Source organism: Flavobacterium sp., assembly GCF_047602195.1.
Lineage (GTDB): Bacteria > Bacteroidota > Bacteroidia > Flavobacteriales > Flavobacteriaceae > Flavobacterium.
On the sequence record NZ_JASGHW010000004.1, the window covers coordinates 1,812,501 to 1,836,034 of the forward strand.

Here is a 23,534-nt window from a genome sequence, read left to right on the forward strand (position 1 = left end):
TGTGAATAACAGATTAAGAAGCCAAGGCGGCGGCATTGGCGGCAGCCAGACCGAGTTGGAGCGATTTAAGATTCGTCTGTGCCTTGTTGAGTTCGGTGGTTTTGAACTCGAGTTGGTTCAGCGTTTCGGTAAAAGCCGACAGCGCCTGGGCATAATCCTTTTGGGCTTGGTCGTTGGCCTGGTGCAGCAGTTGTTGCAGGCTCGACCCAGGAACATCCGTACCGGCGTTTGTGGTCAGCACATCATACAATCGGATGGCCTGCGAATACTCGAGTGCACAGGCAGCTTCGGCATCTTGGTTGCTCGATTGCGCCGCAAAAGCCGCCTTGAGTGCGGTAAGCTGGAGCGCCACGGCATTGTTGGCATCGGCGCCGGCTGTGGTGATCATGCTGACGAGTTCATCCGAAATCAGGTAATTCTGTGCTTTCTTGCGGACAATCAGCCCGGCCAGTTTGTTGATCGAGTCGGCGGTGTAAATCAATTTGCCGATGACCGCTTTGGCATTCTGTGCCACGTCGCCGGTTTTGCCTATGGCTGCGGTCATTTCGTCGAGTGCAATCGAGGAATTGTCCTTGAGGTCCTGTGCATTCTTGACCACGGCATCCACGAGATTCATGTTGGACAAAGCCTGGGCACGATTGGCATCGGCGCTGTCGAGGAAGCCCTGGAACATGTTGGATTTTTGCGTCAGGGCCGTCACGATGGCCTCGAGCTGGGTCACTTTGTTCTCGGCATTGAGTACCTTTCGGGTAATGGAATCGAGTTCTCTTTTTTTGTATTCGGTGACGCCGTATTTCATTTCTATTGTTGTCATAAGATGTGATATTAAAGGTTATTGGTTATTATGCGAGAAGGTCTTGGTCGCCCTGTAATCGGACAAGGAATTGGTAAACTGGTCTTTGTTGCTTTCGCTGGTCACGGCATAGGAAAGTACGACGGGGATGTACTTCTTGCCCTTCATCAGACGGTTGCCGAAATTGTCGGTCGTATTGTCTGAGATGGCCATCACCTTGTAGGCTTTTTTCGGATCATGACCGTTTTCGCGTACGGCGTCATTGGCTGGGGTGTAATTGCCTGCAACGATTTGTTCGGCCAACAATAAATTGAAGAAAAATCCCGGTTTAGCCTTAATGGACGGCTGGAGCGTGGTCAGCGCACTTTTCTTTTCCTCTTGCGTTTTTTGAAGCTGTTCCAGCGCGGTGGCGTGGTTCGATTTTTCGTCCTTGATTTGTTTGAGCAAATCATCCTCTTTTGCTTTCGCCGGACTGTTTTCTGCGGCAGGCTTGCCTTCATTGGCCGTTTCCTGTTTTTGGCGCAATGTTTCAAGTTGGAGATGCAACGTTTTCAAGGTCGCATTGGCCGAATTTACTTTTCTTTCATAGGTCACCAAATCCGGGTCGTACTTCGCGGCAATCAATTCGAGTTGGTGTACTTCGTTTTCAATGTCGCGCAGCCCTTGCTCGGTGATCAGACCCTTGACCAGATCGCTGTTGTCGGGCAGGAAAATGCAGCGGTATTCCACGTCGAGCGTCTTGTCGGCGACCAGGTTGAATTTGAGCAGCCGCGTGCCGTCTTTTGCAAAGGTTTTGGCATCGATTTCTTTCGGGTCCGGGCTTGTCAATTGGGTCGTCAACGTAAATGGGGCCGAGGCCGCGGTCATGAAATCGTCATAATTGTTGAGCGATTTTTTGTAGCCGTTACCGAATTGTGCCATGACAAAAACCACATAGGGTTTTCCCAGTTGGATCGCTTCGCCATCCGAATCATTCAAGTCAGAAATCGTGAAATGACGGATGATGCTTTGGTTCTTACCATCGTTGCCCATGGCTACCTTGTAGCATTTCTGCGGATCATCGAGCAAGGTTTCCGCTGCGGTGAGCGAAAAGGTCGTTTTTTTGGACTCCTTGACAACGATGATGAAATAATCCGCCACCGGATCGTTGCGGTATTGGCTGCCGTCTGGATTGTTGCCTAAACTGTCGTAAAAAGGATTGAGGTACTTTGTGAAACTGATCGAAAAACTGTGTTTGGGATTGTTTCGACTAGGCTTAACCTGCAGGTCGAGGTTCATCTCCTTGACGCTGAGCAGGTAAGTGGCCCTGGCCGCATAGTATTCCACATTGATGTCTTCGAGCGTGCCTTCGGCTTTTTTCTCGTCCACCGAGGCTTGGGCAACGGCATTGTTGTATGCAGTCACGAGCGCCGTAGTGTTGTCGAATTGGTTGCCCACCACCGACAGCAGATTGGTCACCGATGCGGTGGTCGCCTTGGCCATGTCGGCCACGGTTGGCGCACAAACTTCGGCCGTAAAATAGGCGGCCTTCATCGCATACTGTGAGGTGATTTCGGCATTGTAGGCGGTGTCGTCGATCAGGTTTCGGACCTCGGAAGCCTGGGTGTAGATTTCGCTGCCAAAATCGGCTGCATTCAAAACGCTCAGGATGCTGCCCATATCGCTGGCCAGTTTGACGATGGCGTTGGCGGCCACAAGAATGCTTTTTGCGGCGGCGGCGGTATTGGCCGTCGATTGGCCGACGTATTGTTTTTGCTGGTTCGCAGAGGCAAGGATGTTGACGGCAATGTTGTTGTTGTCGGTCGCCTTTTCCTTGACCATTTGCTGGAACGCATAACGGTCGTTGGCCTGCTCGAGTTTTTCGATGGCCGTGATTTTGGCCCCCTCGGCATAGTAAAGGGTGAACATGGCCGCATTGAGTTGCGCCTGCATGTTGCTCTGTTTCAATTCCTGGCTCTGCAGGGTTGCGGTCACGCTGGAATTCAGGTTTTCATTGTACGAATTCATAGATGTATATTTTAATGATTTATAATTAATTTTTACCCCTGTGTTTGGGGTTCAACTGCTGTCTATTTTTGGAATGGTTGGTCGTTTCATCGTATTTTTTAATAAGGCCATACTACGTGCAAAGGCTTGTTCATCCAGGGATACCTGATGATTGAAAAAGAAAATGGCGCCTGATGGATCAAAAGATCGTAAGGTCTTTTTTCCACGGTCAGCTCCCAGCGGTCGGCTTTTTCAGAAAGCAGCCCGTCGCGCACGAGCCAATTTCCCCTAAAACCGTCGATAGAGGCATCGCCCGCGGATGGCCAATGCGAAATGACGGCTTCAATCAATCCGTTGATCAATTGTTTCTGGCCCTGTGTCAATGCAATTTCATCCTTCACCGGCATGATCAAGGAAAGGCCACACAATATTTTGTTGAGCGGCAGCAAGGCTTCCTCGGTCCGGCACAATCCGGTGGCCACATACTGCAGGTAATGGACCGCGTCGAGTTGGGCACCGATGTGCGTGAATTGGTTGTTTGCGACGATTCCGAGCCTTTCAAAAAGCAGCGCGATGTAATTGTTGAGCAGGACGATTCCCGCATTCCGGACCCTGATCCCTTCGACTGGATGGTTTTTCGGCGTCGGCGGAAGCATCGGTATGACCGGAACGGGCTTTACGGCTTCCTGCGCCACCGCCTCGTAGGCCAAACGGACCGTAGCCGGAAGCCGGTATTTGATGGCCTCGCAAGCGACCCGCCATTGGTTTTTGGATGGGACTTTGCGGTCGATTTCCCAGATCAGTTCCCGCCAGATTTTCTCGAATGAAATGGCTTTTGCCTGTGCGCCCGAATACCATCGAACCAGCAATCGAAAGAAAAACCGTTGTAGGGCCGAGGGTTTTATCGGATCCAGTACAATCCATCCCAGCGCCGTATACCATCGTTGCATCGCTTCTTGCCATTGGGGCGAAAAATTCCTGTAATGCGAAATGCCCTCAAGCCACTGCTCGAAATGCCATTTTTTCCACAAGCCGGGATATTGCTCCGCGGTCAAATTTGCTTCCAGCCCGATTGTCGGATAATGCCGCAACAGTGCACCCCAGACTTTTTGGGGCGATTCATTTTCGATGGCGCGATACCAGATTGGCAGTTTTTTTTGGCTGGCCAAATGGCGCAGCAGGTTTTCGAGAGATCCCATTTTTTCACAACGCAATAACGTTTCATTCGATGGAATATAGCGGCGTGATGCAAGCGCAGCCAGCAGCGGATGGTAAGTGCGCAACCGCATTTTCAATCCAGGGGAAATCCAGATATGGTGCGTGTTGATGGCTTCGGAAATGGCTTCTGCATGGAGTTCCTGTTGGGCAAAAACCTGCTCCAGTTTGCGGTCGACAAATGCTTTTTGCTTTGCGCCATCTCGTGTTTTGCTGCCGACCAATTGCCAGGTCTGCTCCCAAAAATCGGTGCGGAATTGCGCCAGCAGCGCAGGAGAAAAATGGGCGATGAAACCAAAAAGCGAGCGCAGTGTTTCAAGCCATTCTTTTGTTTGTCGATCGGCGCCCCAACCGATTCGGAGGCTGAACAACCACCAGTCGCAAGATTGGTCGAGCAGTTGCGCCCGCTCGCGGCTGTGTGGAGTTTGCCCCAGGATTTTCCGCAAAGCCGCCGGATGCGAATGCAGCATTTGCTCAAGCAGCTTGGGCAAAACATGCGTTTTCCCTTTTTCGGAAAAGGTGGCGCAGCACAGTGATAGGCATTTTTGGATTGGATGGTTGTTGTTTGGTGTTGGTTTTGAGTCTTTTGCATCGGTCAATTTCAATGGGTAGGTAAGGCAAAAGGCCCAATGAAAAGCCTTCCGGAATTCGTCTGGATTGCCACTGTAACTGGCATAGTCGGCCAGGCATTGCCCCATTAAGGCGGTCAATCCGTCCGGCGTCTGGGAATGGGCTTTTAAAATCGAACGGTATTTATGGAGCAATGTTTGGATTTCCGTTGGCCCATCGGGCAGCAAATACGCGAATACCGATTCGAGCCACGCATTTTTTCCGGATTCCCATTTGGACATTTCATTGGAGAACTGGCATTGCAGCAGTTGGGCCACGATTGCCTGTCTGCCCGGAATGGCCATGGCCGATTCAATCTGTTGTCTTGGGGTGCGCTTGTGTTGGTGTTGGATTTCTTGTTGGATCTGCAAAGGCGTCCATCCCAAAATTCCTTGGAATCCCTGACCGGATTTGCTGCTTTCAACGAGGGCATCTTCCAATAATTGCCTTTGGGAAGGAGTCAGCCACCGTAGGATTTCCTGCAGAAAAATAGCAATTCCTTGTGATGCAGAATCCATGTGATGGACCAGCATCATTTCCAGCATTTTGTGCCGCAGACGGCTCAATGCCTTGATCATTGGTGCGTCCGGTGTTTTTTGGCTCAGTTGCGATAAAAAACTTTCCAACGTTTCCAACTCTGGGTGGGACCGGAGCAACAAAAAACTAATTTCCTTGTGGGCGATTAACCATGGAGCCATGTGCTGCAACTGCTTTTTGTCTTCCCAAGCCCTTAAGGTTTTCCACGCAGATTTCGAATCGATCCGGATTAGCCGGCAAAGCAATTCCATCAGATTTTCCCGCTGTTGGTGATGGCAGGACGAATCGGCCAGTTGCGGCAATTGTTGCAACAGTTGCGTGAAAAGTTCGACAGGAAATGCATCGGTATTTTTGGGCAATCCGATTGGAAAGGCATCAGTCAGGTTGCGGTAGTTGTCCAAATGATGGGGTTGCTTGATGTGCATCGGGACCTTGGCGGTAAGCCATTTGGCCAGCAAGACGTTTCGGTCGAGCCTTTTTTTCTTTTGGATGGCCGTTAGCATATGGTCCAGAAAGGCCGTATGGCTGAACGAAGTGTTTTTGGAATCGGTCAAAAAGCGCAACGCCATTTCCCACAGGAAAACATAGTCGAGGGCCAGCCCGGCTTTACCGGAGAGTTGGTGGAGCAAGTCGATGGTTTGCGCGGCCGAACGGCTGACTGTTTTCAGGACGGTACCCATGGCCTGCCGATCCAATGTTTGGGCGAGTGCCGACCATGGACCGGATGCTGCTCCGAAATCGAGAACAATTGCCTTGAACCGGTTGGGATCTTGGCCCGAAAGCCGCGTCATCAAATAACCGATTTGCTGCTTCGTGCCTGTTTTTTTACGGAGGACATTAATAGTCAGGTGCCGTTCCAGCAACAGCCAGGCTTCTTGGGCGTCGGGGGCGTGCAAATCGCCCGGTTTTTCCTTAGACAAGATGACCAGCACCGCAAGGAAATCGGTTTTGTTTCCGCTGCGCAATGGAACTTGGTGCAAGGCCAATCGAATCAGGGACAGGATTTCCGCGTAGGCCACATTGTAATGGCTGGCCATCTGTTCCAGGCTGCTTTTCATAAAAGCCGTCTTGTTGAAAACCGTTCCCCGGTCGGTGAGCAAATAGTTGAAGATCCACAGCCAAAGATTTTTCCTGAAATCAAGCGCATTGGATTGGACGACATTGCGCTGTTGCTGGATTTGGGTCATGGCCTCGGCAAAAAGGACGATGGGTTTATGGTTGGCAGGCTCCAATCCTTCAACCACACCGATGATATTGGGTTCGTCCAGTTGCCATGCCAGCCGTTTGCGCACAGCCGCATGGGCTTTGGCCGCGCCGCGCAGCATAACAATCAGTTGCGGTTTGTTTTTTTGGAGCTGCACCGCCATGAGTTTATTGAATGCATCATCTTCGGGGGTATGCCAAGGCAGGGTTCCATGGATTAAAAAATGACGCAGCCGATCGATCTGAGAAGCCCCGGAAGTCAGGATTTCGAACGCAGCATCTGGATGGGCCGCATTGAGCAGCAAGCTCGTCAGGGTTTCCTTCAACTGACTGCGGAACTTGGCCGAAAGCTCTTTCTCCAATTGGTTCCAGTTGATGGTTCCAAGATCGAGCTCAAGCGTCGGAATCCGCCAAGTCTGTCCTATCGGGCAAAGCCCATCGAAGACCGCCTTCATTTCGCGGGGCAAGGTTGTTTTGCTCCAACTCCCGATGCGCTGTTGCAAAACAACGGCCTGTTCCCGTTGGTCGAACGAGGTCTGCCACCGGAACCGGGAAACGATATGGTGGTTTTGCTCAGCCATGGTTATTTTGTTCGGGTGAATCGAGTAGGGAAAGCAGCAATTGGGAATGAGCGACAACCGATTCGATCGAGGCTGCGGAATCGCGTAAGGCATTGTGCCAATCGACAAAGGCCGGGATGAATTTTTTCAGCAATTGCAGGCTCATCAACCGGCAGTTAAAGGATACTTCCACGGGCAGCGAATGCGTCAGGAACAAATCGAGGCGTTCGCGGAAAGCGGCAGTGTTGAAATAAGGGATGAAATCAGGTAAAATCAATTCAAGTGTAGCCGACTCGTCATCGATTGGATCCGGATTTTGCTCCAAGGCAAACCAAATAGTCGGGTCTGCGGGAAATGGCGTCCAGTCGTTTTCCGGAATCGGTTTGAGTGAAGGTTCGAGCTCAATTTCGACAGTTTCATCAATACGGATCACAGCGACAGGTGCACTGCTGCCGCCCGTTGTCTGTGTGGTCAATTGGATCGATCGCGCCTGCGCAAACAGCAATGACAATTGCATCAGGCTCATGTGGTCGGGTCCAGATTTTACGACATACTGTAAACCGTCCTGGTTTTTAACCGACAGGTTTGCCCCACAGGGACGCAGCAAAGCGTTCTCGATGGCGATGCAGCCTTTCCTTTGGGTCATGAACCAGTTGCAAATGGCCATCTGTTCGTGTGCGATTGGTTCGTTTACTAAATCCACAAGATGATTGACGTACAGCATGCGGAGCCCGAACAGCAGGTTCAATTTCAATTCAATCGTGGCGTGATTGGTCAAATCTTTTTTCTTGATTTTTTCGATTTCGTCCACATGCGGTGCATTGAAAATAAAATCGGTGGTGTAATCGTTGGCCGCACGGATGTTTTTCTTTTTGTGCCAGTCGGGATCGAGTGCCGCGACGGCTGCCGCCAATTGCAGTTCAAGCGCCTCTGTGGTCACGGGCTCAATCGTTTGGATGGGGGCGGCCCGCAAGCAATCGTATGCTTTTTGTCGCGCATAAGACAATTTGCCGAGGTTTTGCAGGTAAAGGCTTTTGAAAATGACCTGGTCCTTGACCGCATCGCCCGAATAAACGGAACCTTGGATAAACGTGTCGATCACCAACGGTGATTCGCCATGGCGCGCGAGCAAATGATCGAGCATGTTGTTGCGCCTGTCGAGGTTGACCGCCTCGTCTTCCATCAAGTCCATGAGGCCCTTGATGTACTGGTTGTAGGGATTTTGCTGGTAGGCTTTCCAATAGTGATGCAGCGCTTCAGATTTGGATTGCAGCCCCGAATCGTAATACACCACTTCGCCCGATTTGAGCAAGGGCTTGATGTCGGGGACCTCATAAAGCGACTGGTAAAAGTAAGTGGGCGAGAAGGTCAGGAACGGCACCGGATATTCGGTATTTTCCCTTTCGGTTTGGCTTTTACGGGCATAGAGTTTTTGGAGGTCAGACGGTGTGCCGCACAGCGAATTCTTAAACGAGAACAACCTCGGGATGTTGGCCAATTGCGAAAACTGGTTGGCCAGAACCTGGTCAAACAAGGTCAAATAGCCTTTGAGTTGGCGCGATTGGGCAATTTGAAAATCGGAGGCATTCGCGTCGATCGCATTGGCGCCCACGGCATAAATCGAAGGGAAGGTATTTTGGATTGAATAATAGGCATTGATGTCACGGAATTGGCCCTGGGGCAAATCCTGCCTTTTTTTTTCGGAAGCACCGAAAGAAGCATGGGTGCCCATTTGCTGGTAATCGTGGAACAGATTGGATGTGGCCGATTCCAACGTTTGGGCCGTCGGTGTCTGTTTGCCCGAAACCAGCAGTTGGCTCAAGTCGAATACCAGTAGTTCTTGGGGATTGCATTGCACGGTATTATCGGTGGTACCGGCAATTTTTAAATCGCGAACGGCCGTAATTCCTGCGACACCAAGGATGATATTGGTCAAATCGCGCAGGTGCACCACATCGATTTTTGCGCCGAGTCCCTGTTTGTCGAACCATCCGTTTTTTAAGTCGGGGCCGTTGAAGATCTCGTCGGTACCTTGATTTTTTCGGGTCAATTGTTGTTCGTCCTGTTGCAGTGCCTTGGGAAAAACAAATTGCCTGAGGTCATGTTGCAACTGGCTCATGATTTTAGGGATGTCGCGCGCGTTGGCCACTTCGAGTTGCCCGTTTAAGGCACAGGTCAGGCGTTGGAGCGGCTGCGGAACCAGAAACAATTCGCCCAGATTCCTGCATTGGTGCAGATGGTAAAACACCGAGCGGCAGAGGGCCGAAACGACAGCAGTATCAGTAACTTTCGGATCAATGGACAAATAGACCGCATATTTTCCTTTGATATACCGCTGCCTGCTTTGCAAAGCCAGTACAACGACATTTTCGACCAACGGAAAAGCATCGATGATGTATTTGCGGTAGTCATCAATCGTGACCGGTGCGGTGGTGAAAATTTCATCGGGCAGGTAGAACAGGTCCTTGACCATCAGTTCGCCGTTTTGGTGCGTGAGCAAATCCTGGATCGGGAAATTGGCGCAGTATCCCAATTCGGTCAGGGCAAAACACAACTGCTCCAAAATCGTGACCCCCGGATCGCTGGCATTGAGATTGGTCCAGTCGCTGCCGTTGACGTTTTGGATGTAGGCAATCCCTTCCTTTTTGAGTGCAGCAAAGTCCTGGCTCAACGGAAGCGGTGTGGCATCTATGTGATAAGCAGTAGTCATGGTACCTGATTAATGAGGTGATTGATGCCCGAAACCAATAAGGTTCCCGCATGATTGGGGATAACCGTTTGGAGCGGATGATCCGTGTCTGTGTAACCGATGCGGTCGCCCACGGTAAAAAAAAGCTTGGAGACCGCTTTGACGCCGGCAATCGTCTGGAGGAAGGCCGCGGTTTCGGTCTCTGTGATGGGCTGGCCAATGGAAACCTGCGTGAAATCACTGGCAATCCAGGGCGAGAGAAACAAATTGAGCGCTTGCTGTACCGCCCGTTGTACGCCGTGAATCTCATAACCGTCCTCGAGCACCACCGTCGCATTGACCGTTACATAAGAAAAGTCGAAATTGGATACGCTGATGTTGGTGAATGCCGATGCCCGATCCTGCAGGTATTGCCGGATTTTCTTTTCCTGGCATTCGCTGACCAATGGCGTAAAAGCATTGGCCTGGGTAGACGAACCGTAGTTTTTTACGACATAGACTTGGCTGGTATTGGAAGCCGGAACATACACAACCGAACAATAAAAAATGTTGTCGAATTCCTGCCGGATCAACGCCGGGTAATCGTCAGGGGTCAAAGCCCGGTCCTTGGTCTTGATCCTCTGTGCCACGCGCTTGTTTTTGTGCTGCGGTTCTTCGGTCAATCGGCCGCCAAATGAAGCAAATGGCTGTTGGATGCCGGCGAGTTGAGGTACCGGCGCATGGGTTTTGGCAATCGCGTTGGCCGTAATGCCTCCCGTAAGATACTCGCTGTGGCGGATGAGCGCAATGCCATTGGTTTTCAAAAAAGTAATGTCGGCAAACGCCCCGCTGTCGGCTTTGGTGGCGATACAGATCCAATGGTTTTTCCCGGGCATGATTGCCGTTTGGTTGCTGATGTTGGCCGGAACCGATACCGTCACGATACCCGAACAGCTCCACTGGTTGGTTCCATCCGAAAGTACTTGCAACGGTTCCCAGCCGCCGTCGCCCAAGTAAAAGTAGTCAAGGCTTTGGTCGGTAGTGGCGCAGTGGCTGTATTTGCGGGCCAGTTCCACATAAAAATTGAGCGTAGATGACGGCAGGAGTTTGGTCAATTCAAGATAAAGGAAACCATGATAGCCATTGAAGTCAGGGAACAGGGAAACAGTGGGCCCCGCGGTATCGCCCGGATTGAGGCGCCATTCGGATGTCTTTGCATTCCTGTAAATCAAATGATTTCCAAAAGGCAACTGCGCAAAACATTCCAATGGATAATCGGAAGGCTGTGACAAATCATGGATTTTCGACGCATGGTAATGGGCCGATAACTGCTTCACCTTCGGGACAAAGGGCAGTTTCGGGGTCTTGAGCAGACCCGAAAGATTGGTGTCGGGGTCTTTCGAAATGGTCAGGGCATTTTGCGTGACGGTATAGGTTACCGTTTCGGGATACAACCCGGTTCCAAAACCAAGCGTCGGCGGGCCATCCAACGTCATTTTTACAAAACCGTTCCTATTGCTGCCGTAAGCAAACGGTTGCTGTTGCAATGTTGCGTCTGCCATAATTTTTGGCGGGTTCAACGCAGCATCCGTCAGTTCATAAGAAAAATACGATTCGCCGGTGAGTTGGCCATTGGCATCGGTACCAAAAAGCAACTTGTCGGGCGCAGTTGGTTTGGGATCGCTGTGTTCGGGTACGGTATAGGGCAGGGTTTGGATCGAATGGTCCGCAAAGGCCACTGATTTCATTTTGCTGAATTCGACGGGATTCCATTTGCCTTGTTCGAACATTTCAAATCCAACGGTGAAACAATTGTTGTTAAAAGGTACTTTCGGAAGTTTCCCTTTGATACCGATAAAATCCAGTACTTCGAGTGTCAATTCTTTAAAAAAGTTGAAGATTGCCCGCCAGCCTTTCTTCAAAATCCCCACTTTTTTGGGCGGCAGGCCCGATGGGTCCGGCAATGGTTTTTCCCCCTTGCGGATCAGGTAGGCGATGTAGTTGTTGTATTCTTGGTAATAGGCTTGGAAATCTACCGGCAATGCCTCCCATTCGATGGCCAGGTGTAAGGATTGGAGCGGTTTGCTGAAAATCTCATCGCTGCCGATCAGGAAACTGCTGTCGGTAAGCGGCGTAGGCCCGAACAACGGGAACGGTTTTTTGGCATCCAAAGGGCCAAAATCATTAAGCAGCCGCAGGTTGTCCAACCCAGAAGCGGTCACTTCGATTGCGACAGATTGCAAAACCGAAGTTTGTTGTTCCATCGCAAACTGGTTGAATGCTATTTTGAACATGGGCCAATCAGAGGCGTATCCGTCCGGACTTTGGCTGAATTTTTCAATCGGTGGTTGTGCATCCGACAAATCGATTGCCAATACTGCGGCATTGGATTGCACGGTGCCATTTTCCACCAGCGGGCTGATCTTTACCGGTACAGGCAACCAGCCCGATTGCGTACTCAGGAAATAGTCTGCGTCACCAATCTGTACAAAGGGATTTCCTTGGTCGAAACGAAACGTCAATACGATCGATCTTTGGCCTTCGCGCAACAGCAACAACGGCGAAGCGATGGAAAAACCCATTGTGCTCGGTGTAATTCCGGCATCGGCATTGCCAAAACCCGGCCAGCCCAAAACGGCACCATTTTCATCTTTATGGATTTCCGAAGGCATGTCCATCAACTGATGGTAAACAGCGTTGCTGTTGCCCGAATCGACTATGCCCAACGTATGGGCGGCGGCCAGTACGGCCGGGTTGAGGTTGGTGTTTTCGACCGAACGGAACACGATGGGGTTTTTCTGCAGGTCGATTCCCGCGTCGAACAAAGTCCCTTTGGGCAAGAGAAAAGGAAGGTTTTTATTGGCCAGATTGGTCGTGATGAACACTTGGTCAGGGCAGGCCGTTTTTTCCTGTTGCCGCAGGATGCCGGTGTAATAGAAGTCGAGGTGTTTTTGCGAAATGCCATTGAGTGTCTCGCGGTGTGTCATCAGCAAATGCAGAAAAGTACGCATCAATACCGTATCTGGGAATTGGCTGTTTTGTGTCTGCAAGTTTTCGAAGGCTGTTTTCGCTTCCAGCACAACCGTGTTGAAAAAGACAAAAACCGAATCCGCGGTGGTTTTGACCGCATTAAAAACATCATCCAAACCGATGGCAACCGATGGATGTTCCAAGTGCAATACTTCCCAAAACGGGGCTTTGTCTTTGCTGTCCAGCCAAATCGCGCTGTCGTAAGCTTCATAATTCTCGGGACGGAAAACCAATCCGTCAATGACCTGGCCTTGGGCCAAATATTTGCGCAGCCCGACCAGCGCCCACAATACCGCGCCATAAACCTGCGTGATCTGGTAAATGATGAAATCTTTGAGCGGGTAAGCGAAATTGGATTTTTGCATGTAGTGGATCCACCTCTCGAGGGATGCAAATAGCCGCAGTACTTGATCGAACAGTTGGTTGAAACCGTTTGCGACATGCTTTGTCAAACCATTCGAGGCCAGTGCCTGTTCCAACTTCATGCAGGTCTGTAAATACAGGGCGTGCATTTTGGCCCCATTGGTTTTGGAAATCCAGGCCAGCAATATGACCGGATCCTTAAGCAGAAAAGGCGCCCAATTGCCTTTGATTGTATTGTGGGCGTCATAGAAATGGATCAGGGAAGCAAAATCGGCCACAAATCCCAGCCAATCCTGTTCGGTCCGTCCGTCCACCAAAAGCGGATCGGGAACCAGTGCGTGTTCCATGGCAATGATGGCGTTATGTGGGTCGATTGTGTTCATAGGGTACCCAGGTTAGTTCCTTCCTTGATGTGGAAAGGGAAAACATAATTGTGGCGCGTATTGGTGCGGTTGTGTGTGTAAACGATTTTAATGTCGATGCGTCCGTTTTGGAGGTCGGTAAATTCGACCTCGGTCTGGATGACGGTGATTCGCGGTTCGTTGTGCAACAGCGAAAATTTGACCGTATCGATGATTTCGCCCTTGAGCGTCTCATCCATTTTCCTGAAAAAATACTGCTGCAACCCCGAACCAAAGCGCGGTTGCATGCAACGTTCCCCCAAATTCGTCAGTAGGATGAGCCGGATCGACTGGTTTACATTCTGTTCCTGTTGGGTCAGGTGCAACAAATGGTCGCCCTCCGAAAAGGTGACCGGGAAGGCCCAACCCGAGCCCAGAAAATGCCGTTCCTGTACTGACTTATCCACCGATGATCACATTAAAGGCACCGAGCATGATCGATCCGCCGTGTGCAGTCGGGTCGCCCATCCGCGCTGCGGGCATGCCACCGATCAATACCGTTGTCGAGCCCTGTACAATCGAATCGGGCGGTCCCACGCAAACCAGCATGTCGCCCACGCGTGCGGCGGGCAGCATGGCGATGAGTACGTTTGGGCATCCCGGCCCGACAATCGGGCCACCCACATGCGGGATTGGCACCAGAGCAGGGGTTTGCATGGGGCATTGGTGAAAATCGGTCAATCGGGCTGCTGCAGGCATAAGTGTCAGTTTATCATTACCATTCCTCCTTTGAGTACCAATTCGCCGCCGCCTTGTACCTGGGCCATGGCGCTGCCGTTGGCGGTGTATTGGGCCTGTGCGGTTTCCTTGATGTTGATTCCGCTCGTTTCGACATCGCCGCCGGAAGATTGCAACGCGATGCCTTGTATGCCTTTGAGGCTGATTTTCTGGTCGGCTTCGATGTTGATGTCCTTGGCGCTCTTGATCGTAATGCCGCTGCCCGACATCACGATACTGTTTTGGTTTTCGTCCTTGATGGTGATTTGTTTGTCCTTGTCGCTGACGATGATCGTATTTTTATCGGGTGTGGCGATAGTCAGCACAATGTTCTCGTCGTCAAATTCGACCGAAATGCCCGATTTGGAAACAATCGCCTTGATCGAATTTTTTTCGTTCGGATCGAGTCCGGTAAACGGCTTGATCTTGGTGCCGCTGTACACACTGCCCAGAATAATCGGGTATCTCGGGTCTTCATTGAGAAAGCCCAGGATGACTTCGTCGCCCACCTCGGGCAGGAAAAACACGCCCGCGCCGCTGGTCGAATAAAAATTGGACAGCCGTGCCCAAATCCCCGCACCGTTGGCATCAAAAATCGGCACGGTGACCAGGATGCGGTATTGCGTATCGGGGTCGTCGTGGATTTGCTTGACCGTTGCGTTGAACAATCCGCGCGCACCGGGCAATAATCCAGAGGCGGAAGGCGACATCAGGTCGGGTTCTTCGTTGAACCAGTTCGGGGAAAGCCCGATGGTTACTTCGGTCAACCAATTGCCATCGGCCAAGGTATGTGTCACGCCCGAAATCAGGTGGTCTCCGCTGAAACGGTCGCCCACCCCTTTGAGCGTAAGGTATTTTCCGGGATCGACCAGGTTGGTGCCCTGAAATTTGGCTTCGCCCTGTATTTTCGAATATTCGCTTTTGATGAGTTGCGCCTTCGTCCAGTTGGTCAGGTCGGCGTTTTCCACCGGCGCGGTCGTTTGGATCTGGAACTCGTCGAGCCCGACGACCTGCGACAAGGTCTTCGAGGACAAATTCCCGGGCCCGCTGAGGCTGTTGGCCGATTGCATCGTCGCTACCGCCTGATTTTTATAATCCCAGGCACTGGCCTTGACATTGCCGTATTGCGTGACGGCATTCAAGTCGGCGTTGAATTCCATCAGGCCACTGCCATAACCGACTGTCAGTACCGAAGTCGTGTCGCCATCGGGTGCGGCCACATTGACTGTCCCATTGATGGTTGTGACAATGAATCCGTTGGTCTCGGCGCGCAGCAATACAAAATCCCAATCGGTGGTGTAGTATTGTATCTGTTCAGGCCAAGTGGTCGTGGTCGCCGTTACATTGGCGGTCAAACCGGAGTAAGTCCCGATGATCGACGACAGGATGTCGCTGTCTTTCTGCTGGGAAAACGTCAGGCTTTTTCGGCCGACGATCATTTTGATCGCCGCATCACGGCATTCGATCTCAAGCGCCGAACCGATCGTTTCATCGATGCGTATCGACTGGCCTGTGATGATGCCCTGGAAAAGCACTTCGTTTTTGGCATCGTAGCCGCCCTCGATCGTAACGGCTGCGCCCGGTACAAATGTCGCCGAGGAGCTCGCATCGAATGTACCGGTATCGGCTTGGCCATCGAGGATCGTAATCGTGGCCATGGCAATGCGGTTCACGGTTTTGCGGATCACGACCGAATGCACGGTCAGCACACTCGGAATCGCCGAGCCCGCCACTTTGATCGTAAAAGTTGCCGTTCCGCCACTGGCGATGTAGTTTGAGTCTGCCATTTACGCCGATTGAATGATGGGTGGGAAAATGAGTTTTTCGCCTCCTTTGAGGTTCCTGAACTTGTTAAGGTTGTTGAACCGCGCCACATGGATGTAATACGAATCGTCCTTCCAGATTTTTTGGCAAAGCTGTGGCAGGGTATGGCCTTCGGTGACGGTGACCAGGTGCGAAATGTCGGGTGATTCGCTCGCATCGAGTTCCTCTACCGTCTCGGGGGCGATGTATTCGGAGAAGGCCAGCGATACTTTGGCACGCAGCGGGCTTCCGTCGGGTTTGAACAGCGTAAAAGAAACATCCATCGATTTGAGTACGCCTTTAAAAATCAGGCTTTTGCCCCATTGTACTTTAACAAAATTGGGACGGTGGATTTTCCCGTTGTAGGTATACACGATGCCTTCGAGATCGTTGATTTCGTCCTCCATACTCGTACGGTCCGGATCGACTATGCCGGTGCAGTCGATCGTAAGGTCGAAATTGAGCTTGTCGACCGGCGTGCTTTTGTATTTCTGCGAAGGCGCGCTGGTGTTGGGTGCCTGTTGTTCGTTGTATTCGATGCTGCGTTGCCATTTGAGGTTCTCGGGGTTGATCATCACCACATAAGGTTGCCCCGGAACCGCGTCCTGGTAATTTTCATCGGTGTAACCGGTAATTTTCATCAATTCCAAACTGGCGCCCATGTCGATTTATCGTTTGTAGGTGTTTCTTTTTGTTTTTTCGGCGATGATGCGCCTGCATTCCTCGAGTAATTGTTTGCGCAACAGCAGGATTTCGTTTTCCCTGAGTGCGGCAGAACCGGCCTCTTTCGAAGCGATTTCGGTTTTAATGACGATTTCCCTGATTTCTATCGGCATTTTTTAAAATGGTTAAGGGTTGACAATGTCGAAATAGGTGTAGGCCAGTTCGATCGATTCGATGACGATCTTGCTTTCGGTCGAATTCAAGTCGGAAATCGAATACTTGACCGGATAGGCGCCGTAAAAGTTCCACGACATGCACAATTTGCCTTCCCAGTCGAACAGGCTCAACATGAGTTGTTTGGTGGTGATCGATGTGGCCAGCCCGGTGTCGATACAATCCGAACACCAGCTCGTCAAGGCCGAACCCGAAGGGACCAACGCCCTTTTGAGGACCAGGTTGGAACTCGTTGCGATCGTGGGGAGGCGGTACTTGAACCGATTCTCCCCACCGCAAATGATTTCTTCCACGCCCATTTCCTTTGAGAGGCCGGACACTTCCTGAAAAGCCGCGTCGCCACCCGGAAAAGACAACTGGAAAAAGAAACTGACCGGATAATCAGCCATGATCAGGCATTGGTTACCGTTAACTGTTCGTGTGCGATTTCAATCGTGTCGACCGCCACCTCGTTCCCGTCCGATTTGAGGTCGGTTCCGGTGATCTTGGTCGGCCAGGCATTGTTGAGTGTCCATTGCATGGTCACTTTTCCTTTCTCGTCGAGCAACCGGATCACGATTACCCTTCGCTTGATCGTGTTCATCGAAATCTGCGCCTGCCAGTCCCAGAACGTATTGTCGCTCTTGAATACGCCGCGTTTCATCGTGACGTTGCCGTATTTGGTGATGCCGGGCATTTTCTCGGTCGAGAAAAGTGGGCTGTTGCTTTTGCGGTATTCAATGATTTGCATTTCGGCATCGAGTCCCGAAATTTCCTGAAAGGCCACACTTTTCAATTCGGTTCCGAGATCGACCTCGAATCGGAACTTCGGTAGTGGCCACGTTGCGCCTTGTGCGCTTCCATCATCTGCCATAATATTTTGGTTTTATGTTATTAAATGAAATTTTGAATCGATTAACTTGAGGTGGCCATCTGCTGCTGGAAGGTCAGCACGATGAATTCCGCCGGATGGACGATGGCAACCTTGACGGTCACTTTCATAAAGCCCATCAATAAATCCTCGGAAGTCATGGTCGTACCCAAACCGCAGGAAACCGAAAAGGCTTCGGCTGCCGAGGCACCTTGCAGACCGCCTTCTTTCCAGATCGAGGTCAGGAAATTGCCGATCATCGCCTTGACGGCTTCCCAGGTATTCTTGTCGTTGGGTTCGAACACATAGGCATGGGCGGCCAGTTTGCACGACTGCTCGAGAAAGGTCATCGTTCTTCTCACGGGCAGGTATTTCCAGTCGTCGCTGTTGCCGTCCAAGGTGCGCGCGCCCCAGATCAGGATGCCGATGCCGTTAAAGAAACGGATGGCGTTGATCGATTTGCCCGAGACGGCGTCCATGTTGAGTGCGCCCTGCTGGGTTTCCGAGAGACGGATCGGCAGCGAGGCTACCCCGACGATATTCGTATTGGCCGGGGCGTGCCATACGCCGAGTTCATTGTCGAAAGTGGCCATGACGCCGGCCATCGCCCCGCTGGGCGGCATGACGTTGGCATCGGTCAGGACATGCTTGACGATTTGGCTGTACACTTTGCTGGCATTGATCAGCGCACTGTTGTTTTGCTGTACGCTCAAGGTCGAGGCCGGATTGGTGATGTTTGCCATGATGCCCGCAACGGCCGGGTTCGGATTCGCTGGCGTATCGAGCAATGCGGCAAGCTGCTTGACATCGCCGCCAAATAAATTGGTGTAGTCGATGTCCTGGTTCTGCATGATGGTCGTCCCGATGAACGGATAATAAGCCGTACCGTATTTAAGTCCCTGTACACCGGTGTTGTTTCGGAACGTCAAAATGTCGTTCGTGTACAGGATCGGGTCGGGATCCCTGCCACCGATGATGTCGAAAATGGCGATGGCCGTCTGCATCTCGTTGCATTGCAGCAGCATTTCCTGCATGAGCGTACCGTTGTTGTCTATGCTGAGCAGCGTCGCTTCGGGACAGATGTACATCGTGGGCTCCTGTTCGTTGAGCAACAGAGCCAATCCGTTTTGCAAATCGGTGAGCTGCACATTGGCGTTGATGATCTGGTCGCCAGGATTCATCGGGTTCTTCGAAGGCGGACCATAGCCACCCACCGAAACGATGTAGGCATCGCCGCCGCCGTTTTCATAGAACAGGCGCACGCTGTTGTACAGATAGTAAATCGTATTCGGATCGGGAACAATCGAATAATAGGCATCACCGATCAGCATATAGTCGCCTTTGGTGGGCTGGCTTTTCTGCTTGACGAGGTAATACTCGGGATTGTATTGCTTGGACGGACTCGCCGGTGGCGGCGGATCGGGGAAGCAGTAGATCGCCTTGAATTCGGCGAACGAGGTGATTTTCTGCGCTACATTCGTATACGATTTTCCTTCATACACTGCTGTAGGCGTGTAGCCAATAAAGGCCGGAACGGCTGTGGCTACCGGCACTATCGAGTTCGGAAACGCGTTGAGCTCGTCTATATAGACGCCCGGTGATTTAATGTTAGATTCAATCATAATTGTTCTTATTTATTTAAACATATACATACATGGGTGAGCTGGCGTGCTGGACGCCGTTGAAATCTACCACTACCAACCGAGAGGGTTTGGGGTGGGGCAATCCCTTGATGAGGATTTTGGCACTGGTATTTTTGCCGCTGGCATTGTTTCTTTTAAATTGGTTGACCAGGTCGAAGGTTTGTTGGGGCACTTCGCTCAAGGCCAGCAAGGTTTCGCCTGAGGAAAACAGCAGGGCCGATTCCCCGTTGGGCATCACGACGGTAGCGGCTTGACCAAATGAAACACCCGATTTGCCTTTGACCGCCGGATTCTCCATAGGCATCGCACTGTGGTTGATGATGTAATATTGCCATTGGGTGGCGCGGGCTTCAAATCGGATTTCGAATGTACATCGGTTGGTATCGTCCGACAGGCGGGCCAGATCGGAAAAGCCGATGCGCAACCGCCCCAAAACATTTTCGGCGGTTTGTGGTCGAAAATCGGGACGCAGCAGGCATTTCCCGTCGGTATTGTTCGTTCCCATTGCGGTATCGTAATAGAGCAGCTCGATTTGGTCCAACGGCAGTTCGGTCAATGCCCTAAAATGGGTATCGCGGTTGTGGATTTCGAATTCGAAATGCGTTTGCCCGGTCGTATTCTGGATGTATTTGGCGTAAGCGTTAAAATCGTCCTTGGCGGTATACAGGTCGAAACCGTTGGCTTGCTTGCGCACGACGAGGCCAAATCTTTGGAACAATTCTTTGGTTTTTGCCGTCGGCTGAAACGACAGGCAGTTGCAATTTCCATCCTCAAAATAGGTATGGAAGGCGCGCAGGCTCAAAATGATATGTAGGCGGTTCTCGATCATGGCGTTGCGCTATAAGCCGTGCGTTCAATAGAAGGGGTAAAGCCTTCGGCCTGGCTGGATTGGATGGTCAGCAGTCGCATTTTATACACCACCGACGGTTGGTACTTGGCGCCCATGGCGGTCCAAAGGCCCTGCATTTCATTGTAATTCAATTTTTCGATGTCGAATTCGAGCCGCGGCAAACCTTCGGGGATGTTCGAAAAAGCACCGGCATCCAATGCGGGATTGCTTTGGAAAAACTGGATGACCGCATTGAGGAACCGCAGCGTATCGGCATAATCGTCAAAATTGGAAGTCAGCAACAAATCGACCGTGAACCGCTGCGCCGGACTGACGTCGGCATAACTGCCATCGGGCAGGTTTTGGTTGCGTACGTAAAATGGTTTGGTGGTTTCCCTTTCGATGTTGATCAGCGAGAGCACCACCTTGTTTTCGTTTTCCTTGGGAATGCTGCCGTTGCTGTCGATGACATTGTTGAGGATGACCTTGCTTTCATCGAGGCTGAATTTGTTCCGGATGTATTGGTCCAGGACATTTTTGGTGTATTGGAGGGCAGGCATCAACATAAGATATTGTTTATCGGCTTTTCAAACAATTAGCCGTCAGTGATTTATGTAAAATTACGGCATCGTCCGGGCCTGCAATTTTTTTGGGATAGACCTTTCGTATACAGTTTTGGCGTGGCATCTGCCCGAGCGTAGACAAATCATGTACAAGCGTACGGCAAGGCACAGATGGCGGGCGCCTTACGCTAAGACGCAAAGAGGAGAAGACTAAATTGCAAAGGGAAAGAAGGTTTAGGCGAAGCCCGGTTTGAGGATTTCGATTGAATTGACATAGAACTGCAAATCCAGATCGGGATCGAGCGCCATTTTTTTCTTGAGGCGGTATTTGTGCGTGCGCACGCTTTCCTGGTTGATGCCGAGCAGGTTTCGGATGTCGTCGTTGGACATGTTCATCTTGAGGTAGCAGCAATATTTGAGGTCCTTGGGCGTGAGTTTGGGATGTTTTTCAATCAGCGACAGCAGGAAATTGGGGTTGGTTTTTTCGAAGTAGAGTTTGAAATCGTCCCATATTTTATTGTCCGCAGCCGAAGCCTTGATGGCGTTCACGATCGAAAGCAGTTCGACCCTGGTGCCGTCGTCCACACGCGCAAACAGGTTCTTGATGCGGTCTTTGACCTGTTGGAGCACCTCGGTTTTCTGGTCGAGTTCGAGCACATAGCGGCTGATGTTACGGTCGTCAGAAGATATTTGATGGGCGTAGACACCCGAAAACGAGTGTGGCGTCTTTGCACCGGACGATTCTTTTCCCAACAGGAAAATGGACCGCACATTCGAGAGGAAATGGTCGGCATTGCGGATGTTTTCGTGCGGGAAAGTAAAAATGATATGGTCGTCGTTGAATGGAACGATACCCGTTTCGAATTGTCGCGTGATGCACAACAAAGGAGTCTGTGGTTTTTTGGCAAACTGGTTGAAATCGGACACCGCGGCGGCATTGTTCCTAAAGGCAAAGATGACCAGCGCGGGGTCGAGCGACTTGGCGATGCTGATCAAATCTGAAATGCGCGAAACCGAAATAGCGTTGAGCAACTGCAACCGGTTCCGCTTGAGCGTTTCCAACAGCACTGACAAGGTACCCGTACAGTCGCAGCCAATTACTATTGTTCTTTCTTCGGTCATTCGCTTGGTTCTATAAAAGTTAGCCGTTGTCGATAAGGCTGTGGGCAAACCGATACGACAACAATGTAAACGTGGCCTTATGGGCGCACGAATGGGACTATTTTGAAAATGCGATCCGCGTACGGATTGCGGCTTCTCACTTTTTCAGCCTTGGGCTGGGAAGATACTATTTGGGATTATCGCTGATGATGGGCATCAAAAAACTGAAAATCAGGATAAAAAAACGGACTGAAGTGGTATTTTGCCGTTTGTAATATGAAAGTATGCAATAAAAAGCAATAACGAATAAACGCCAGAATGCTTATCGATAAAAAACACATAAAATCGATGAAATGCTCGTTTCGAGACAGTTTTGACCGATAAATCTAACAGTTTAACAACTGTAATTTTCTGATTATCAGATACTATTAAAGTGATAGTTGCCCGCTTTTTTATTTGAGCCGATCGAACAGCAAACTCGAAAACGCCCCGACACCGGTCCTGATGCACGATTCGTCCACTTCAAAATTGGGCGCGTGGTTCATGGCAATGATGCCTTGGTTAAAATTGGAGCCGCCGAGGAAAAAATACACGCCTGGAATTTTTTGCTGGAAATAAGCGAAATCGTCGTTGAAATACGGAACCTGTCCGTAGCTGGATACGACAAACCCTTTTCCGTACAGGCGGTCGAGAAAATCGATAGCGGCCTGGGTCAGTTTCGGGTCGTTTTGTACGGTCGGGTTTTGCTTGATGAAGGAAACCGAAAGCAAACGGGAACCATAACCCTGTTCTTGGATGAGCCGCTTGACGGCAGGGATAATCTCTTTGAGCCGGGCCGCATCGGTTTCGTATACTTCGGCGTCGATGTAGAACGCGCCATCTTTGGGATAAGCCCTGAAATGTTCCTCGGCGATGCAGTAGTCCGCAAAGATGGTATTGGGGCTGGCCAACCCGATAGCGGGATCGACCATGGATTGGATTTCCCAGGGTTTGCTGCCGTTGGAAGTGCGTACGAGTAGCTGTTTGATTTTGGCGGACAACTGTTGCACTTCTTCTTCGGTCAGGGCAGTTTGGAATGCCATGTGCAACTCTTTCTGGTAGGCAAACAATTCGTTGGACTTGACCATGATTTGCCCAACCGGCGTGGCCGTTACGTGGAGCGCGTAGATCTCGTCGATCTTGTACCGGTCGATCCATCCTTTTTGGATCATATTCTTGGCCCCGGCAAAGGTTTCCTCCTCGGGCTGGAAAATAAAATAGGCCGTACCGTGCAGCTCATTTTTGTGGGCCGACAAAACCTCGGCGACCCCCAGCGCAATGGCCAGGTGCACGTCATGCCCGCAACCGTGTTGTACGCCTTGTACCTTCGATTTGAAATCGGCCTTGTCGGGAAAGTCATTCGGCAGGGCGTCCATATCGGCGCGCCAGGCGATGTTTTTGCCTTTCTGGTTTCCTTTTAAAATACCGACAACCCCATAGCCATAAGCATCCGTCTCCACTTGAAGCCCCAAATCCTGCAAATACTTTTTGATGGTTTGCTGCGTATGTATTTCTTTGCCGGCCAATTCTGGGTTTTGGTGAAAGTTCCGCCTGATCTGGACGAGCTTGTCGAAAATCCTGTCGGTTTCCAGACGGATCGATTCGTTGATGGTATTGGATTTGGATTCCTGGGCACAAATGCTGTTTGGCAAACCTAAAAGTAGGAGAGCAAGCAATAAACGGAAGAGTATTTGTTTTTTCATTCTGTGCGTTTTAAGATGTTGAAA

Annotated in this window: 17 protein-coding genes; all 17 read right to left on the reverse strand. The window is 50.9% G+C overall.

The genetic code is table 11. From position 1 onward, the window contains the following. Positions 1 to 13: 13 nt before the first annotated feature. Positions 14 to 814, reverse strand: a complete 801-nt coding sequence (locus QM717_RS14240) for a hypothetical protein (RefSeq protein WP_415038369.1) — start codon at positions 812 to 814, stop codon at positions 14 to 16. Between the two features lie 18 nt (positions 815 to 832). Continuing rightward, positions 833 to 2,800: a hypothetical protein gene (locus QM717_RS14245; protein ID WP_415038370.1), complete on the reverse strand. Its 1,968-nt coding sequence runs from the start codon at positions 2,798 to 2,800 to the stop codon at positions 833 to 835. A 98-nt stretch (positions 2,801 to 2,898) separates the two neighbouring features. After that, complete coding sequence (locus QM717_RS14250; RefSeq protein WP_415038372.1) at positions 2,899 to 6,924, reverse strand: contractile injection system tape measure protein; 4,026 nt, start codon at positions 6,922 to 6,924, stop codon at positions 2,899 to 2,901. Then, a complete protein-coding gene (locus tag QM717_RS14255) occupies positions 6,917 to 9,613 on the reverse strand; it encodes a hypothetical protein (protein ID WP_415038373.1) in 2,697 nt (898 codons plus the stop codon). Before QM717_RS14255 ends, QM717_RS14250 begins: the two co-directional genes overlap by 8 nt. Further along, positions 9,610 to 13,347, reverse strand: a complete 3,738-nt coding sequence (locus QM717_RS14260; RefSeq protein WP_415038374.1) for a hypothetical protein — start codon at positions 13,345 to 13,347, stop codon at positions 9,610 to 9,612. The genes QM717_RS14255 and QM717_RS14260 overlap by 4 nt, the downstream gene beginning before the upstream one ends. Then, positions 13,344 to 13,772, reverse strand: coding sequence for a GPW/gp25 family protein (locus QM717_RS14265; protein ID WP_415038375.1), 429 nt, complete (start codon positions 13,770 to 13,772; stop codon positions 13,344 to 13,346). Before QM717_RS14265 ends, QM717_RS14260 begins: the two co-directional genes overlap by 4 nt. After that, a complete protein-coding gene (locus QM717_RS14270) occupies positions 13,765 to 14,064 on the reverse strand; it encodes a PAAR domain-containing protein (protein WP_415038376.1) in 300 nt (99 codons plus the stop codon). Before QM717_RS14270 ends, QM717_RS14265 begins: the two co-directional genes overlap by 8 nt. 5 nt (positions 14,065 to 14,069) lie before the next feature. After that, the gene (gene vgrG, locus QM717_RS14275; RefSeq protein ID WP_415038378.1) at positions 14,070 to 15,869 is read right to left on the reverse strand and encodes a type VI secretion system tip protein VgrG; all 1,800 of its coding nucleotides are present in this window, start codon (positions 15,867 to 15,869) and stop codon (positions 14,070 to 14,072) included. After that, positions 15,870 to 16,547: a hypothetical protein gene (locus tag QM717_RS14280; protein WP_415038379.1), complete on the reverse strand. Its 678-nt coding sequence runs from the start codon at positions 16,545 to 16,547 to the stop codon at positions 15,870 to 15,872. Between the two features lie 6 nt (positions 16,548 to 16,553). Beyond that, positions 16,554 to 16,721, reverse strand: coding sequence for a DUF5908 family protein (locus QM717_RS14285; RefSeq protein WP_415038381.1), 168 nt, complete (start codon positions 16,719 to 16,721; stop codon positions 16,554 to 16,556). Positions 16,722 to 16,733: 12 nt separating this feature from the next. Beyond that, the gene (locus tag QM717_RS14290) at positions 16,734 to 17,171 is read right to left on the reverse strand and encodes a phage tail protein (protein ID WP_415038383.1); all 438 of its coding nucleotides are present in this window, start codon (positions 17,169 to 17,171) and stop codon (positions 16,734 to 16,736) included. Positions 17,172 to 17,173: 2 nt separating this feature from the next. Then, positions 17,174 to 17,635 (reverse strand): phage tail protein, encoded by a 462-nt coding sequence (locus QM717_RS14295; RefSeq protein WP_415038385.1) that lies wholly within the window; start codon positions 17,633 to 17,635, stop codon positions 17,174 to 17,176. A 41-nt stretch (positions 17,636 to 17,676) separates the two neighbouring features. Beyond that, on the reverse strand, positions 17,677 to 19,254 hold the full coding sequence (locus QM717_RS14300) for a phage tail sheath family protein (RefSeq protein ID WP_415038387.1): 1,578 nt from the start codon (positions 19,252 to 19,254) through the stop codon (positions 17,677 to 17,679). Between the two features lie 16 nt (positions 19,255 to 19,270). Next, a complete protein-coding gene (locus QM717_RS14305) occupies positions 19,271 to 20,104 on the reverse strand; it encodes a hypothetical protein (RefSeq protein WP_415038389.1) in 834 nt (277 codons plus the stop codon). After that, the gene (locus QM717_RS14310) at positions 20,101 to 20,670 is read right to left on the reverse strand and encodes a DUF4255 domain-containing protein (protein WP_415038391.1); all 570 of its coding nucleotides are present in this window, start codon (positions 20,668 to 20,670) and stop codon (positions 20,101 to 20,103) included. The genes QM717_RS14305 and QM717_RS14310 overlap by 4 nt, the downstream gene beginning before the upstream one ends. Positions 20,671 to 20,901: 231 nt before the next feature. After that, positions 20,902 to 21,789 carry a helix-turn-helix transcriptional regulator gene (locus tag QM717_RS14315; RefSeq protein WP_415038393.1) on the reverse strand — a complete coding sequence of 296 codons (888 nt, stop codon included), beginning with the start codon at positions 21,787 to 21,789 and terminating at the stop codon, positions 20,902 to 20,904. A 431-nt stretch (positions 21,790 to 22,220) separates the two neighbouring features. Further along, the gene (locus tag QM717_RS14320) at positions 22,221 to 23,510 is read right to left on the reverse strand and encodes a M20 metallopeptidase family protein (RefSeq protein ID WP_415038395.1); all 1,290 of its coding nucleotides are present in this window, start codon (positions 23,508 to 23,510) and stop codon (positions 22,221 to 22,223) included. Positions 23,511 to 23,534: the final 24 nt, after the last annotated feature.

Excerpts from the sequence above, each read along its gene's own strand:
- QM717_RS14240 (WP_415038369.1), bottom strand. The coding sequence starts at position 814 with ATGACAACAATAGAAATGAAATACGGCGTCACCGAATACAAAAAAAGA.
- QM717_RS14245 (WP_415038370.1), bottom strand. The coding sequence starts at position 2,800 with ATGAATTCGTACAATGAAAACCTGAATTCCAGCGTGACCGCAACCCTG.
- QM717_RS14250 (WP_415038372.1), bottom strand. The coding sequence starts at position 6,924 with ATGGCTGAGCAAAACCACCATATCGTTTCCCGGTTCCGGTGGCAGACC.
- QM717_RS14255 (WP_415038373.1), bottom strand. The coding sequence starts at position 9,613 with ATGACTACTGCTTATCACATAGATGCCACACCGCTTCCGTTGAGCCAG.
- QM717_RS14260 (WP_415038374.1), bottom strand. The coding sequence starts at position 13,347 with ATGAACACAATCGACCCACATAACGCCATCATTGCCATGGAACACGCA.
- QM717_RS14270 (WP_415038376.1), bottom strand. The coding sequence starts at position 14,064 with ATGCCTGCAGCAGCCCGATTGACCGATTTTCACCAATGCCCCATGCAA.
- vgrG (WP_415038378.1), bottom strand. The coding sequence starts at position 15,869 with ATGGCAGACTCAAACTACATCGCCAGTGGCGGAACGGCAACTTTTACG.
- QM717_RS14280 (WP_415038379.1), bottom strand. The coding sequence starts at position 16,547 with ATGGGCGCCAGTTTGGAATTGATGAAAATTACCGGTTACACCGATGAA.
- QM717_RS14285 (WP_415038381.1), bottom strand. The coding sequence starts at position 16,721 with ATGCCGATAGAAATCAGGGAAATCGTCATTAAAACCGAAATCGCTTCG.
- QM717_RS14290 (WP_415038383.1), bottom strand. The coding sequence starts at position 17,171 with ATGGCTGATTATCCGGTCAGTTTCTTTTTCCAGTTGTCTTTTCCGGGT.
- QM717_RS14295 (WP_415038385.1), bottom strand. The coding sequence starts at position 17,635 with ATGGCAGATGATGGAAGCGCACAAGGCGCAACGTGGCCACTACCGAAG.
- QM717_RS14300 (WP_415038387.1), bottom strand. The coding sequence starts at position 19,254 with ATGATTGAATCTAACATTAAATCACCGGGCGTCTATATAGACGAGCTC.
- QM717_RS14305 (WP_415038389.1), bottom strand. The coding sequence starts at position 20,104 with ATGATCGAGAACCGCCTACATATCATTTTGAGCCTGCGCGCCTTCCAT.
- QM717_RS14310 (WP_415038391.1), bottom strand. The coding sequence starts at position 20,670 with ATGTTGATGCCTGCCCTCCAATACACCAAAAATGTCCTGGACCAATAC.
- QM717_RS14315 (WP_415038393.1), bottom strand. The coding sequence starts at position 21,789 with ATGACCGAAGAAAGAACAATAGTAATTGGCTGCGACTGTACGGGTACC.
- QM717_RS14320 (WP_415038395.1), bottom strand. The coding sequence starts at position 23,510 with ATGAAAAAACAAATACTCTTCCGTTTATTGCTTGCTCTCCTACTTTTA.